Genomic DNA, 15147 nt, shown 5'->3' with positions numbered 1-15147 from the left:
TGGTGAGTAAAACCCTGTATGTCGGCAATTTGCCCTGGGCCACTACGGACGAGGATTTGGCCGCTTTTTTTTCCAACGCGACAGAGGTATTGGCCAGTAGGGTAATTATAGACCGGGCAACCGGACGCTCGAAAGGCTTTGGCTTTGTTGAGGTGCCGGAGGACCAAGCCGAACAAGTAATTGCCATGATGAATGGCAAAGAATTAGGCGGGCGGGAGATCATTGTCAACGAAGCGCGGCCACTAAATACCACAAGCTGAGGGGGTGCCAGGCACCCCTTCTTGCTTAAAATGTAAAGAGCCGGTTTCAACCAGCCTTTTGTCGTTTTAGCGGCAGGGAAATGCGTAGCTTTGTGGAAAAAGATTTAATATACTATAATTAATCTTAAGCTTAATGGGGGTCTATATGAACCTTGAAACGCTCAGCCGCAAATTAAGTCAGACGCTTTCCCCGCCCCGTTTTCAACATTCATTAAGGGTAATGAATTTTGCCCGGGAACTGGCCCGCCATTACCAAATTCCGGAGGAGCCGGTGGCGGTGGCGGCTTTAATGCATGATGTCGCCCGCGAAAAAGACGGTCCGGAAATGCTCGCCTTGGCTAGTTCTTACCAGATTCCCATCTTGCCCCTGGACAAAAAGGCCCCCGTTTTACTTCACGGACAGGTTGGCGCCGAGCTTTTAAAACGCGAGTGGGCGATCACCGCCGAGCCGGTGCTTGAAGCGGTGGCCTACCATGTCACCGGCGCGCCAAAGCTGGGGATTGTAGGCGAATTAACGATCATCGCCGACTTTGCCGAGCCGGCCCGTCAGTTTTTTGCCGCCCAAGTTGCGCGGGAACTGGCCTTTCGAAACCGCCTAGCGGCTTTAAAGTACATTTATACTCAGAAGATTAGATATATTTTGGATGCCGGTTTCCTGTTGCATCCATTGACGCTGGAAGCCCGGAACATGCTTTTGCTGAATGAATCCGGCGAGGAGTAAATAAACACGGAAGGAAATTATGGTCGGAGGTTTAGGATGAATGGATTTTGACAAGGTCTTATCTGCTGCCTATACGGCAGTGATCGATCAGAAGGGGGAAAATCCCGTCATATTGGACTTGCGGGAGTTAACGGTGGTGACCGATTATTTTTTAATCACGACCGGCCGTAATCCTAATCACCTTAAGGCCTTGGCCGATCATCTCCTTGAAAAGCTTGGTGATTTAGGTTTAACCCCTTTCCGCCGGGAAGGGGATCAAGATGCCCGGTGGATCCTGCTGGATTACGGCTTTTTGGTTATTCATCTCTTAGGCCAGGACGAACGCGATTTTTACCGCCTGGAGGAGCTTTGGTACGGTGCAAAAAGATTAACTCCGACCATCGCTTGACATTTAAACCGCTCTGATTTATACTTTTATAAGGTTTACCAATCCCAAATAAGGTAAACTTTTCTTTTAAAAGATTGCCTCAATCGAAGATAAAAACCAGTGTTTCTTATTCTCGGCAACGGTTAAAGACTTAAAAGATGAGAACTGATGAAGGGGAGTAGTAGGTTGGATTAAGGGCTTAGAGAGCCGGTGGGTGGTGCAAACCGGACCCGGGATCGGACCGAACTCACCCCGGAAGTTCAGGAATGAAAATTCCTGACCTGTTCCAGGGTTAATGGACAAGAGGGCATTCCGGAGGAATGCCGAAACAGGGTGGTACCGCGACTGTTGTTCGCCCCTGGTCAGAAAATGACCAGGGGTCTAAATTTTATTGGAGGGATTTTGATGACGACAAAATACGACCGTTATCAGCCGCGCAAAATTGAACCTTTTTGGCGGCAAAAGTGGGAAGAATCGGGCCTTTACCGTTCGGTAATCAGGAAGGATAAACCGAAATTTTATGCCTTGACCATGCTGCCTTATCCCAGTGGTGATCTGCATATCGGTCACTGGTATGCCATGGTTCCTTCCGATGCCCAGGCCCGTTTTAAACGGATGAACGGTTATAATGTCTTGTTCCCGATCGGCTTTGACGCATTCGGTCTTCCGGCCGAGAATGCTGCCATCAAGCGGAACGTGCACCCGCAAAAATGGACCATGAACAATATTGAACGGATGCGGGAACAATTAAAGTCGATGGGCGCCATCTTTGACTGGCAACGGGAAGTGATTACCTGTTTACCGGGTTACTATAAATGGAGCCAATGGCTTTTCCTGAAGCTTTATGAACGGGGTTTGGCTTACAAAAAGATGGCCCCGGTAGACTTTTGTCCGACCTGTAATACCACTTTGGCGCGGGAACAAGTTTGGGGCGAAGACCGCCATTGCGAACGGTGTGAGACACCTGTGGTGAAAAAAGAACTGGACCAGTGGTTCCTGAAAATTACCGACTATGCCGAGGAATTGCTGGACTTTTCCAAGATCGACTGGCCGGAACGGGTTGTCTCCATGCAGAAGAACTGGATCGGCAAGAGTGAAGGGGCCGAGGTTGACTTTGAATTGCCGAACCAGGAAAAACTGACGGTCTTTACCACCCGGCCGGATACTTTATGGGGAGTCACCTTTATGGTGCTGGCCCCGGAACATCCCTTGGTGGATAAGCTCACCACGGAGGAGTATAAAGAGCAAGTTAAAGCTTATCAATATGCGGCCAGCCGCCAAAGTGAGATTGAACGCCTGGCCGTTGATAAGGAAAAAACCGGTGTTTTCACTGGAAGTTATGCGGTCAACCCGGTGAACGGTGAAAAAATTCCGATTTGGATTGCCGATTACGTCATGATGGGCTATGGTACGGGGGCGATCATGGCGGTTCCCGCCCATGACGAGCGGGACTATGCCTTTGCCCGGAAATATAATCTCCCAATTAAGGTAGTCATCTCACCCGACGAGGGGTTGCCCGAACCCTTGACCGCCCCTTACACCGAGGTCGAAAATGGTAAGATGGTCAATTCCGGCCCCTTCACCGGCGTACCGGCGCAGGAAGGGAAAGCGCGGGTCATTGCCTGGCTTGAGGAAAAAGGACTGGGCCGTCGAGCCGTCAATTACCGTTTACGGGACTGGCTGATCAGCCGCCAGCGGTACTGGGGGACCCCCATTCCCATCGTCTACTGCGATAAATGCGGCACCGTTCCAGTTCCCGAGAAAGACCTGCCTGTTCTCTTACCGGAAGATGCCGAGTTCTTACCAACGGGCGAATCACCGCTGAAACACCATGCGGGTTTCCTGCATACCGAATGTCCCCGCTGTGGGGGTCCGGCCCGCCGGGAAACGGACACGATGGATACCTTTATCTGTTCTTCCTGGTACCAATATGCTTATCTCAGTCCTTATTATGAAGGGCCCATTCCCTTTGACCGGGCGGAAGCGGATTACTGGCTCCCGGTTGACCTGTACACCGGCGGCGTCGAGCACGCTTGTATGCATCTGATCTACACCCGTTTCTTCACCAAAGCCATGCGCGACCTTGGCCTGGTTGACTTCGACGAACCAATGCTCGTTCTAAGAAACCAGGGGATCATCCTTGGTGAAGACAGTGAGAAGATGAGTAAATCCCGGGGGAATGTGGTGGCGCCCGATGATCTGGTTAACACCTACGGGACGGATACAGTCCGGGTTTACCTCATGTTCGGGTGGCGCTGGGAAATGGGCGGCCCCTGGGACAGCAAAGGCATTGAAGGAAGCTACCGCTTCTTGAACCGGGTTTGGGAACTGTTGCTATTCCCGGTGGAGGAGAAGGTAAATCCAACACCGGAAATGGTTGAGACTTTACAAAGGAAACTGCACCAGACGATTAAACGGGCAACGTTGGACCTGAAAGACTTTGCCTTTAACACCTATATTGCCGCTTTAATGGAATTCTCCAACCTCCTTTCGAAGGTCAAACCGGCTTTGTGGGAAACGGAAAGTTGGCAAGAAGCAGCAAAAACCTTTACTCTGCTCTTGGCCCCGGCCGCACCCCATCTGGCCGAGGAGCTCTGGTCACGTTTGGGCGGCGACTACTCGGTACACGACCAACCCTGGCCTCAGTGGGATGAAGCACTGGTCTTAGAAAAACAGGTGGAAATCGTCATCCAGATCAACGGAAAGATTAAAGAGCGTTTGGTCATCGCAGTCGATGCGCCGGAAGAAGAGGTGAAAGAGCAGGCTTTAGCCCTTGCGGGGATTCAAGCGGCGCTCGGCGGCAAAACTCCGCGGAAGACCATATACGTTCCGGGACGTCTTTTAAACATCGTCGTTTGAAACTAAGAGCATAGGCGTTAGGCGCCTATGCTCTCTTTCCAAACTCCCTTGTTTTTTCTTCGTATAAAGGCCGATCTTAACGGGGATTTTATCAGTGAATACACCTTATAGCTGCGGTTTTATTGGAGGAAGATATGATGCCACCCCGTTACCGACGACCTTTTACCCTAGGCGTTGCTCTACTCTTTGGAATCGGTCTCCTGCTTATTTTACCCCAAGCGATCCAGGTTCAACTTTTCCCCAGTCAACTACGGATTGTCCCTGGACAGAACTTTCAATTATCCTTAAAAAAACCCTTCAGTATTTATTTGGAAGCCAACCGCCTTGACGGGATTATTGGTGCCAATGGCCGCAAGGAACTGGCCAAAGGACAAAGTGGAACCTGTTCACAGGTGATGGTCCGTTCGGAACGTGAAGGCACCGGGACCCTGGAGTTTCGCTTGTTCGGCATTCCGATCCGCCGGGTTAACCTAGTTGTGGAAAAAATGCCGGAAGTGATCCCGGGCGGACATGCCATCGGCGTTTTGGTTGCCAAAGAAGGCGTCATCGTCACTGGGCATCTTCCGGTCCGTGATGACACGGGAAAGGAGTTTTATCCGGCCGCGGAGGCCGGGGTCAAGGTCGGAGATCTGCTTGTTGCCATTAACGGACAGGTTGTCCACCGTATCCATGAGGTGGACCGCATTATACAGCAGGAAGCGGCCAAGGGTATGCCGCTTAGATTAACGGTTCTCCGGGGGGAACAGTCCCTCCAGCTTACGATTAAACCGGTCAAACGCACCAACCGGCAGGACGGAACCGCCCGTTATTACCTTGGTCTTTATGTGGAAGACCCGGCGGCCGGGGTCGGTACTTTAACCTACTACAACCCGAAAACCAATTATTATGGCGCTTTGGGCCACAAAATTGTCGGCTTTAGCAATCAGGAACTGCCTTTGGCCCATGGGAAGATTGTGGCGGCCCGCATTACCGGGATTAACCAGGGCAACCGCGGCGAACCCGGGGAGAAGATTGGCGTTTTTTCCGGGAATAGCGACATCATTGGGGATATTGTCGGAAATACCTCGATCGGAATTTTTGGGACTCTCCGGCAGGGACTCATTAACCCATGGTATCCCAGGCCCATTCCCGTTTCCACCATCTCGCAGGTACAGCCCGGTCCCGCGGAAATGCTGACGGTTGTGAAGGGGAACGAAATTCGCCGCTTTACCATTGAAATACAAAAGGTATACCACCAAACCAGTCTCCGGGACAAAGGCATGGTCATTAAGGTAACCGATCCGGAATTGCTGAGCCGGACCGGCGGAATTATCCAGGGAATGAGCGGCAGCCCAATTATCCAAAACGGCAGATTGGTGGGGGCCATTACCCATGTTTTTGTCAACGATCCAACCCGTGGTTACGCCGTCTTCGCCGAATGGATGCTACAAATGGAAGAAAGCCTGGTGGGAAAGTTTACTCCTGCGCGTGATTTGGCATCTTGATAACAGAGATTTTTGGAGGAATTACTCTTTATTTAACGAATTTTTATAAGCAAAGAGTTACGAACGGAGGCGGGCATAATTTGAGTGTATCAGGGAAGATAAAAATAGGTATTGCCGAAGATAATCTGGAGTTTTGCCAAGTTTTGCGTGATTATCTTGAATCCTATCCTGATCTCACCGTAACTGCCGTTGCCAATGACGGATTAGAAGCCTTGGAAATTATAAGAACCAGCTTACTGGATCTTTTAATTCTCGATATGATTATGCCAAAATTAGATGGAATTGCAGTACTTGAACGAGTTAAAAAGATGAATAATAAACCTAAGATCATTATTCTTTCCGCTTTTGGCCACGAGGAGATCACCCGCAAAGCAGTAGAACTTGGGGCCGACTATTTTATCGTTAAACCTTTCGACCTGCAAATCCTCGTCCAAAGGATCCGGGAGGTCTGCGGTGTCCAGCCGCAGTCCGAATATAATTACGTTTCCCCCTTGGCGAGACAGGAAGCCCAAACGGAACGGGAAGTCACCGAAATCCTACAAAAACTCAAGATTCCACCCCACTTTAAAGGCTACACCTATTTGCGGAAGGCGATCCTGCTATGCGTGAAAGAACCGGCCCTGATCAATGAAGTGACCAAAAAACTATACCCACGAATTGCCGAAGAGTACAATTCCACGCCAAACCGGGTGGAACGTTCGATGCGGTTTGCCATCGAAACGGCTTGGAGTAAAGGGGAGATCGAATATCTTCATGAACTGATGGGGCCGATTGTTGACGAGAAAAAAGGCAAACCAACCAACGTCAGTTTTATCGCGAAAATTTCCGACAAAATTCGTCTAAATCATAAATTGCGAGGCTAAGGACAAATTGGAGATTCGGGGAACAGCACGAAAAAACAGTCGAACCAAGGACTTGGTCAAGAAACTTAAACCGGGAGAGATTGCCGTGATCAATCATCCCGATCTGGACCAGGTTGCGGCCGAATCTCTAATCAAAGCCGATGTCAAAATGGTCATCAACGCCAGTCCCTCCATTACGGGACGGTACCCTAATTTGGGGCCGATGCTTTTGGTGGAAGCGGGAATTCCCATCCTGGATGCGGTCGGCCCCGACTGTTTCAACGCCCTCCCCGAATGTGCTGAGATTGAGATCAAAGGGGGCCGGATTTACCGGCAGGCACAATTGTTGGGGGAGGGTGTTCTTCTTACTCCGGAACGGATCCGAGCCGCAATCGAAGAGGCCAAAAAAAATCTTAACCACGAATTGGACAAATTCATCCAAAATACGCTGGAATATGCTCTGGTGGAAAAGGATCTGCTCCTCGGGGATTTAAAACTGCCTCCGCTCCGGACCAGTCTCTATAAAAAACAGGTTTTGGTTGTGGTCCGAGGCCAAAACTACCGGGAAGATTTACGGACCATCCTATCCTATGTCCGCGAAGAAAAGCCGGTTTTAATCGGCGTGGATGGTGGTGCCGACGCGTTACTCGAGTTTGGCCTGAAGCCCCACCTGATCATCGGGGATATGGATAGTGTTTCGAACCAAGCTTTACGTTGTGGCGCTGAATTGGTTGTCCACGCCTATCCCAACGGCCGTGCCCCCGGTTTAAAGCGGATTCGCCAGCTGGATTTGGAGGCGGTGACCTTCCCGGCCCCGGGGACCAGCGAGGATCTGGCGCTGATTTTGGCCTACGAAAAAGGGGCCGATCTAATCGTGGCGGTGGGAACCCATTCCAACATGATTGACTTTCTGGAAAAGGGCCGCCCGGGAATGGCCAGCACATTTCTGGTTAGACTAAAGGTAGGTTCAATTCTGGTCGACGCCAGGGGCGTCAGTAAATTATACCATAGCAGGATCAAAGGCGGGCAGATCTTTATGATCTGCTTGGCTGCTTTTATCCCCTTTATTCTGGTTTTATCCTTAAATAAGTTTTTTTGGGACTGGCTTCGTCTCCTCTGGCTTAAACTGCGCTTGCTACTGAAGATATAGGAGCGGGTCACCATGCCACTGGACTTCAGGTATTATATTTCCTCTTTGGCGGCAATCTTTCTCGCCCTCGGCATTGGGATTGTCATTGGTGGCGCATTAATGAACAACGACGCCATGGGAAGAAGGCAGGAGCAACTAATTCTAAATTTAGAACGGGAATTCGACCAATTAAGAGCGGAAAAAAAGGCATTGCAGGCCGGACTGGCTGACCGGGAGGTTGAACTGGAGGTCCTCCGGCAATTCAACCGGGAGGTCCTGCCTCTTATGGTCAACGGACTGCTTACCGACCGTTCGATTGGCATCGTCAAAACCAACCATACCGTACCGAATACCTTGAAGGAGGACCTAATCACCATCTTGGAGCTGGCGGGCGCTCAAGTCCGCCGTCATATTGATTTTAGCCTCTGGCCCCCTTCGCCCACCGCCCACCAGGCGTTGGCGGCCCATTTGGGTGTTCGGGAAGATGATTCCTGGTTCAACCAGGTTTTGAGCGCTTTTATCACCGAAGTAGTATTAGGCCAGGAAGGCGCTGTCTTGACTTCGCTACAAGCAAACAGTTTAATCCAGCTGAACCAAGTAGCGGCCGGTCCTGTTGATACCCTTATTTTGCTCGGTGGTAGCTATGAGGAGAAAGCGGACCGGGTTGACCAGCTTGATCTAGTTCTGGCGAAAGCCGCCAAAGAAAAAGGGGTAACCGTGGTTGGCGTTGAACCGTTGGCGGCGTTAAAGTCATATATTTCCCGCTATAAAAATGCCGGGCTGGTCACGATTGACAATATTGACACCCTTCCGGGACAGGTTGCTTTGGTATTAGCCCTGGCGGCGGGTGAAAACGGCCATTACGGGGTTAAAAACACCGCCCGGAGTCTGCTCCCGAAAACGTTCCTTACCCGGAGCGCCCGGAACGGGGAAGGAAGGTGAACCGTCGTGACGGAATTTACGGCCTCTGTCCTGATTCCGGCCTTCAATGAGGAAGCAAAGATTGCTGAGACGGTCCGGGCCAGCCAAAAGATTCCGGGTGTCACCCAGATTATTGTGATCGATGACGGTTCTACGGACCAGACGGGGCACGAAGCGGAAAAAGCCGGTGCTACCGTAATCCGGTCCCAGAAAAACCGGGGGAAAGGGGGCGCCTTAAACCTGGGCCTGACGGCGGCCAGTGGCGAATATTTGCTGTTATTGGATGCCGACCTTGGCGCGACAGCCCAGGAAGGGAGGAAACTCCTGGCAATGGTCACGCAAGGAAAAGCCGATCTCGCCATCGGCCGTTTTCCTGCCGGGTCCAAAAAGAGTGGATTCGGCTTTGTCCTTTATTTTGCCCGCAAAGTCATCCGCCGGTTTACCGGTTTAACCCTGTCCGCACCGCTTTCCGGACAACGGGCTTTGAACCAAAAAGCGCTTAAGGCTTTGGGTGGAAAATTCGCGGAAGGTTTTGGTGTGGAAGTGGCGATGATCATCGACCTGGCCCGGCAGGGCCTGGTCATTAAGGAAGTACCGGTGGCGATGGCCCACCGGAAAACCCGACGGAATTTGGCGGGTTTTCTTCACCGGGGACGGCAGTTTCTCCACATCTGCCTGGCGGTTGGGCGGCGGCTTCTTCAGTATTAGTCCTCAATTTTTTCCTAGAAAATTGGCCCAATATCCCAAATTACATGGTATAGTTGCGATAAATTCCACGATACGCTCAGGTGAACGCGATGCGTCTAATCTTCCCAATGATCCTTGGCTTTCTTGCCGTAAAAGTTAGTCTGCCACACCTTGCCCGGCTCCTATGCAAACAGGGGATTATAAAGGAAAATTACCGGCGCGAGCCCATTCCGGCCGCTTTGGGTTTGGTCTTTCCTTTAACCCTGCCCCTGCTCTTCCTGGTTCAACTGGGGTTGGAACTTTTTTATGGACCCGCACCGGGGATAAACCGGGGGGCGTTTTTTGCCTTTCTTTTTTTGACCACCGGTTTTGGCCTTCTTGGTTTGGCGGACGACCTTTTGAAAAACGATGCCGAAAAGGGCTTTCGTCAACATCTAAAAGCACTATATGAGGGAGAACTAACTTCCGGTGGTTTAAAAGCGATTTTTGGCTTTGCTTTTAGCCTTGTTTTCGGGATTGGCGTCTGGTTGACCACCGGTGGAAGCTGGTGGATGGTATTCCCCTCCGTCCTGGTGGCGGCGCTGGCACCCAATATCGTGAACCTTTTTGACTTGCGGCCAGGACGGGCTGCTAAAGTTTTTCTGGCCGCTATGGTCCTTTTAATGGTAAAATCGTATTTGGAAAAAGGACTTAATTCCACGTTATTTTTGGGGGCGCCGGTACTGGGCGGAGTGGCCGCCTACTTACCCTCCGATCTAAAAGGCCGGGCTATGCTTGGCGATACGGGAGCCAATTTTTTAGGAGGGATTCTTGGCGGCCTTGTGGTTTTGGACGGCGACCCAGTTTTTACCGGTTTAACCTTGGTGCTTTTTATCTTTTTGCAACTCTTAGCCGAAAAGATTTCTTTCACCAAATTTATTGAAAAAAATCGGTTTCTAAAATTCTTGGATGAGATGGGGCGGGATTGAATGCGTTTTGGGGTGCATGTTTCCATTGGAAAAGGTCTGGCGGCTGCGGTGCAGGAAGCCAAAGATTTAGGCTGTGATGCTTTTCAAATCTTCAGCGGAAATCCCCGGGGGTGGCAAAAAAAACCCCTGCTCGCGCAGGACGTGGAGGCCTTTCGCCAAAAGGTGCAAGAATACGGTTTAGGCCCAGTGGTTGTTCATTTGTCTTATTTACCGAACCCCGCGGCCGAAGAGGATGAACTTTACATAAAATCAATCAGTGCCATTGCCGAAGAGTACCAGCGGGCGGTCGCCATTGATGCCGACTATTTTGTGGTCCACCCGGGTAAAGCCGGTAAGCAAAGCATGGAGAATGCCTTGGACAAAGTGGTACGGGGCGTGGAAAAGATTCTCACTCTTGTCCCCGGGCGGACCCGTTTTCTCCTGGAGAACCAGGCGGGGGCCGGAACCGAAGTTGGTGGTGATCTTTCGCAACTGGCCGCCATCTTAAAAGCGATCAACATGCCGGACCGTACCGGTCTTTGTCTTGATACGTGTCATGCCTTTGCCGCCGGTTATGACCTGCGCACGAAGGCGGGGATTGACCGTTTACTGGCGGAGGTGGAAACCGCCGTCGGCCTGGAAACGCTTCATCTTCTCCATCTCAACGACGCGCTGGGCGAACTGGGGTCCCATTTGGACCGGCATACCCACATCGGAGAAGGCCGCATCGGCTTGGAAGGTTTTGGTCTTTTCCTGACCGATCCGAGGCTGTCTGCGTTAACCGGCATTCTGGAGACCCCGCAAACGAAACCGGAGGATGATCTTAAGAATTTGGCGGTTGTCCGCCGTTTGGCCGCAGGGGGTGCAGGATGAACCAGGAATTTGCGCCCCACCAGGCCCTAGGTAAGAACGGGCTTTTTGCCACTCAGTGGCCCGCCTTTGAATACCGCCCGGCTCAACAAGAGATGTCCGCCCTAGTCTGGACCATCTGCCGGGAGGGTGGTTATGCTTTAATTGAAGCCGGGACCGGGACCGGGAAATCCTTAGCCTACCTTTATCCTGTTTATCTTGCTTTTCAGGAAAACAACAACGACAAAGGTCCGGTGATTGTCTCCACCCATACGATCAACCTCCAACAACAACTGATCGAAAAAGAGATTCCGTTCTTAAACAAAACACTAAACTTGCCATTGCAAGCCACCGTCCTCCTGGGCCGGAGCAATTATTTATGTTGGCGGAAATTACAATACTTCCAACATAACCACGATGTTTTACCGGACGGGCTAAAGAGCCAGTTTGAACGGGTCTACCGTGCTGCGACCAACGGGATTGGTTGTGTTGAACAACTGGGTTATGCTTTGAGTTCCGCTTTGAAAGAAAAAATAACATCGGAGTCGGCCACCTGTTTGCGAAAACACTGCCCCTTTCAGGAACAGTGTTTTTGGCTCATGGCTCGGAAAAAAGCCTTCTCCGCCCAGCTGGTGATCGTTAACCACCATTTATTCTTTACCGACCTTGCCCTGCGCCAACCGGGTGATTTTTCCGCCGACGGGTTGGTTTTACCCCCCTACCGGCTGGTGATCTTTGATGAAGCGCACCACTTGCCGGAAGTGGCGGCTGAACATTTGGGCGCCCGCCTCGACCAAAAAGAGGTTAACCATTTTTGCCACCGGTTACTGCACCGGGAGGGGAAGTGGGGGTACGGATGGCTCCCTTCCTTACGGCAAAGGCTCACCGGAAACGTTCGGGATTTAGCTTTACTGCAAAGGTTAATCGGGGTCTTGGAGCATGACTTGATTCCCGGCCTGCTTAATCTACAAAACTATTTTAACGCTTTTTTCCCGACTTTAGGGCAGGTTATCGGCCTGACATCCGCTTTTTCCCCGGAAGAAGAAGAGAACAAAAAACGCTTTACGGCCAATTTATTGCTTGAACCGGCTTTACAAAACCAAGTTTACCGTCTGCAAGAAGAGCTTGATAAGTGGACCGGGCAACTGTCCCGTTTTGTTGATGAGTTGGCGGAGGAAGAAAACTTCCGGGAGGACTTTTATTTTTTGGCGGAAACGGGTCAGTTTTTTACCCAAATCGCCACCCTCTTGCCCATGCTTCTCGATGGCAGTGATGAGTGTTATGTTTCTTGGTTGAACCTCCGCGCTGACCGTGGCGGTGAAAACAACCATTTTAGCTTAAACCGCGTTCCTTTAAATTTGGGAAACCTCCTGTACCACCAGCTCTTTTCCCAAGTGGAAGGAGCGGTCCTTACCTCCGCCACTTTAACGGTGGAGGGCGATTTCGGTTACATCAAGGAACAACTGGGTTTGGATTTGTTACCAAAACCCGGTTGCCAAGAAGCCGCTTATGACTCCCCATTTGACTATGAAAACAATGTCCTCGTCCTGACGGGTGAAGATATTCCCGGTCCCGACCAGCCCGAATATCTGCCAACCATTACCGGTCTCCTGCCCGCTCTCATCCAGGCGGCCGGTGGCCGCAGCCTGTTATTGTTTACCAACCGGCGTCAGATGGACGCGGTTTATACCCGGATTATGCCCGTTTTAACCGGAGCCGGGTATCATCTTTTCCGGCAGGGGGAAGAACCCCGCCACCGCTTGTTAAAAAAATTTCAGACAACTGACCAGGCCGTATTGATGGGTATGGACAGTTTCTGGGAAGGGGTGGATATCCCGGGGCCGCAGCTATCAAACGTGGTCATTATGCGGTTACCCTTCCGGGTGCCAACCGAACCGCTCTTTCAAGCCAAGTGGGAGGCTTTGACCAAGGCGGGAAAAGACCCCTTTTTGCATTTAAGCTTGCCGGAAGCGGTAATCAAGTTCAAACAGGGTTTTGGCCGGTTAATCCGGACCAAATCCGACCGGGGAGTTGTGGTCATCCTTGACCAAAGAATCATGACCAAATGGTACGGCCAGGTTTTTCTCGGCTCAATCCCCGGTGGTAAAATCGTGACCGCGCCCCGGAGCGAACTGCCACTCCTGATCGAAAAGTGGCTTAGCTAAAGGGTCGCATACAAAAAACAACAGCCCCTTAAGAGGGCTTTTTTTATCCTTAATGATTGAAAGGAGAGCGCTTTATATTTGTTTACATTACAAGAATAATATTGTTTCGAATAGGGACTAACCCCTAGATAAAATGGGGAAAAATCCTTATGTTTTTTTTTAATTTTTATACCGAATAAAAAAAGGGTTTGCAGGCTTAAGGTAATTCTGAAAATTCACCGGGCTGCCAATGTAAGGGTTTACAACTAGCCAAAAATAGGCAGAAGACCTCATTGCGAAATTAGTGTGAGAAAACGATAATAAAAATGTAATATTTCCCATTAATTATTTTTATCGTTAAAAGAACGAAATGTACTATTTGGATAATTAAATATTACTATCAAATGTTAGGAAGGAGAGAAATCGATGACTTTGCTTGAGTTGCGAAGACTTATTAACCAAAAAAAGCAGGAGCTATATCTTTGTTACCGGGAGCAGGGCATTACTGATGAAGTTCTAAAACTTAGCGAAAATCTTGATCATTTGATTTACAAATACCATTTAATGAATTCCCCTTTGTTTTTTGAAAGAGAGATTTTTCAGCGTGAGGCCACGGAAATTCAATTTATAGCAAAAACAAACTAAAAGATAATCTAGAAATCAACTAGATGTTGTAGGAGGAGTCATTCTTTTTCCAAAGGAAGCCCGGGTAAAGAAGCTAATGTTAGGACAAATATAACCGGAACAAGACAAAGCAGGGAGGAAAGTTGAAGAACTAACAAGAGATCCTCCTTCGTGACGAAAGGAGGATCTCTTATCTCTTCAGATTTTTAGACCAGGCGATTTAGTATGGATAGCAGGTAAAGATTCAGAGGTACTATTAACTTCCCGTGGGAGAATTAATTAATCGATAAATTCGAAACCGCGAACCACAAGACCATCTTCCAATTTATATAGAATGTTAGGCCTTTCTTCACCATCACCTTCTTCCTTAGCCTGTCCAAACATAATTTGGTTATTGTTTAAAGGCTCCTCTAGGTCTTTCGGATATTTTCCTTCAAGATCAAAGTCCCCTTCGAGGATGATTACTGCGAAGAAAAAATACTCTTTGCCGATATACTTACCGGGTAATTCGCATTCAATAAGATTACGGCCGGTGGTTCCCTTGAATACATAGTCGGCCTCAAGCGGTAACTTTGTTGTATCAACTATAGCATAGAATTTTACAGTTTTCCCGCTGGGAATCGGGGTACCTGTGACACATTTAGTTGGCATTTCAAACTTGATCACACCATTAGGAATCGGGCCGTGAAATTCAAAATCATCAACATGGATACCATTGGATAACGCGTGTTCTCCTTCGGTCTGACCGTACAGAATTTCCCCTTTTAAAATCGCCGCTTGTACGTCTTCCTGTGTTTTTCCGTTTAGCGTAAAAGAAGATTCTTTTAGATAGATCACTGCTGCAAACTTGCGCACTTTGCCGACGAGGTAATCCGGTAAAGTACGGCGCATTTCAGCTTGGCCAGTTGTTCCGGTAAAGATATGGTCGGTCTGCATTTTTCCGTTCTCGTCAAAACCACTAACAGAAAAATTTTGATTTCCAGGTTAGAGGGTATATCGTACTGGTCTGGATTAACGAACTTTTCCATAATACCCGCGTGGAAATGTTCAGCGACTGAATAGACCCCGCCTACAGCGGCCAAAGACAAAGTTAAGCCCGCCCATGCATTAGCGGGTGACTTCAGATCAGTCAGCAACAAATAAGTAATGAACAATGGTAAGAAGAGAAAGAGAGTATCCATTAATCAACCTTCTTAATTCGAATTGTTTGGTTTGATGATTCCTTTCGTTTTTATTTTAATAATAGCATCTTTGTTTGTGGTAGTATAAGAATACCGAGAATGGCAGTCTAAAATTCCATAGTTCGGTAAAAA

The 15147-nt window shown here is 49.6% G+C and carries 14 protein-coding genes and 1 other annotated feature; of the genes, 13 read left to right on the top strand and 1 reads right to left on the bottom strand.

The window, feature by feature from the left end; translation table 11 throughout:
* Window positions 1-2: 2 nt before the first annotated feature.
* The 13 genes from G5B42_RS09695 to G5B42_RS09635 all read left to right on the top strand — a co-directional run bounded on the left by G5B42_RS09695 (window position 3) and on the right by G5B42_RS09635 (window position 13855).
* Window positions 3-260 carry an RNA recognition motif domain-containing protein gene (locus G5B42_RS09695; protein WP_181340276.1) on the top strand — a complete coding sequence of 86 codons (258 nt, stop codon included), beginning with the start codon at window positions 3-5 and terminating at the stop codon, window positions 258-260.
* A gap of 133 nt (window positions 261-393) precedes the next feature.
* The gene (yqeK, locus tag G5B42_RS09690) at window positions 394-981 is read left to right on the top strand and encodes a bis(5'-nucleosyl)-tetraphosphatase (symmetrical) YqeK (protein WP_231133440.1); all 588 of its coding nucleotides are present in this window, start codon (window positions 394-396) and stop codon (window positions 979-981) included.
* A 40-nt stretch (window positions 982-1021) separates the two neighbouring features.
* Window positions 1022-1369, top strand: a complete 348-nt coding sequence (rsfS, locus tag G5B42_RS09685) for a ribosome silencing factor (protein WP_181340274.1) — start codon at window positions 1022-1024, stop codon at window positions 1367-1369.
* A gap of 138 nt (window positions 1370-1507) precedes the next feature.
* Window positions 1508-1711, top strand: a binding site (T-box leader).
* Window positions 1712-1753: 42 nt separating this feature from the next.
* Window positions 1754-4207 carry a leucine--tRNA ligase gene (gene leuS / locus G5B42_RS09680; protein WP_181340273.1) on the top strand — a complete coding sequence of 818 codons (2454 nt, stop codon included), beginning with the start codon at window positions 1754-1756 and terminating at the stop codon, window positions 4205-4207.
* Between the two features lie 137 nt (window positions 4208-4344).
* Window positions 4345-5691 carry a SpoIVB peptidase gene (gene spoIVB, locus G5B42_RS09675; RefSeq protein ID WP_181340272.1) on the top strand — a complete coding sequence of 449 codons (1347 nt, stop codon included), beginning with the start codon at window positions 4345-4347 and terminating at the stop codon, window positions 5689-5691.
* A complete protein-coding gene (spo0A, locus tag G5B42_RS09670; RefSeq protein WP_331274102.1) occupies window positions 5688-6554 on the top strand; it encodes a sporulation transcription factor Spo0A in 867 nt (288 codons plus the stop codon). The genes spoIVB and spo0A overlap by 4 nt, the downstream gene beginning before the upstream one ends.
* A 7-nt stretch (window positions 6555-6561) precedes the next feature.
* On the top strand, window positions 6562-7683 hold the full coding sequence (gene steA / locus G5B42_RS09665) for a putative cytokinetic ring protein SteA (RefSeq protein ID WP_181340270.1): 1122 nt from the start codon (window positions 6562-6564) through the stop codon (window positions 7681-7683).
* A gap of 12 nt (window positions 7684-7695) precedes the next feature.
* Window positions 7696-8604: a copper transporter gene (locus G5B42_RS09660; protein WP_181340269.1), complete on the top strand. Its 909-nt coding sequence runs from the start codon at window positions 7696-7698 to the stop codon at window positions 8602-8604.
* A 6-nt stretch (window positions 8605-8610) separates the two neighbouring features.
* Window positions 8611-9291, top strand: coding sequence for a glycosyltransferase family 2 protein (locus G5B42_RS09655; protein ID WP_181340268.1), 681 nt, complete (start codon window positions 8611-8613; stop codon window positions 9289-9291).
* Between the two features lie 89 nt (window positions 9292-9380).
* Window positions 9381-10238 carry a hypothetical protein gene (locus G5B42_RS09650; RefSeq protein ID WP_181340267.1) on the top strand — a complete coding sequence of 286 codons (858 nt, stop codon included), beginning with the start codon at window positions 9381-9383 and terminating at the stop codon, window positions 10236-10238.
* The gene (locus G5B42_RS09645; protein WP_181340266.1) at window positions 10239-11090 is read left to right on the top strand and encodes a deoxyribonuclease IV; all 852 of its coding nucleotides are present in this window, start codon (window positions 10239-10241) and stop codon (window positions 11088-11090) included.
* Window positions 11087-13231: an ATP-dependent DNA helicase gene (locus G5B42_RS09640; RefSeq protein ID WP_181340265.1), complete on the top strand. Its 2145-nt coding sequence runs from the start codon at window positions 11087-11089 to the stop codon at window positions 13229-13231. Before G5B42_RS09645 ends, G5B42_RS09640 begins: the two co-directional genes overlap by 4 nt.
* 405 nt (window positions 13232-13636) lie before the next feature.
* Window positions 13637-13855: an aspartyl-phosphate phosphatase Spo0E family protein gene (locus G5B42_RS09635; protein ID WP_181340264.1), complete on the top strand. Its 219-nt coding sequence runs from the start codon at window positions 13637-13639 to the stop codon at window positions 13853-13855.
* Window positions 13856-14113: 258 nt separating this feature from the next.
* Here the strand turns inward: G5B42_RS09635 and G5B42_RS09630 are convergent, their stop codons facing one another.
* On the bottom strand, window positions 14114-14770 hold the full coding sequence (locus tag G5B42_RS09630) for a hypothetical protein (RefSeq protein WP_181340263.1): 657 nt from the start codon (window positions 14768-14770) through the stop codon (window positions 14114-14116).
* Between the last annotated feature and the right edge of the window lie 377 nt (window positions 14771-15147).

It is taken from the genome of Capillibacterium thermochitinicola (genome assembly GCF_013664685.1).
GTDB lineage: Bacteria > Bacillota > UBA4882 > UBA10575 > UBA10575 > Capillibacterium > Capillibacterium thermochitinicola.
The sequence above is the reverse complement of the archived record's forward strand: the minus strand, read 5'-3'. Positions and strand labels throughout refer to the sequence as shown.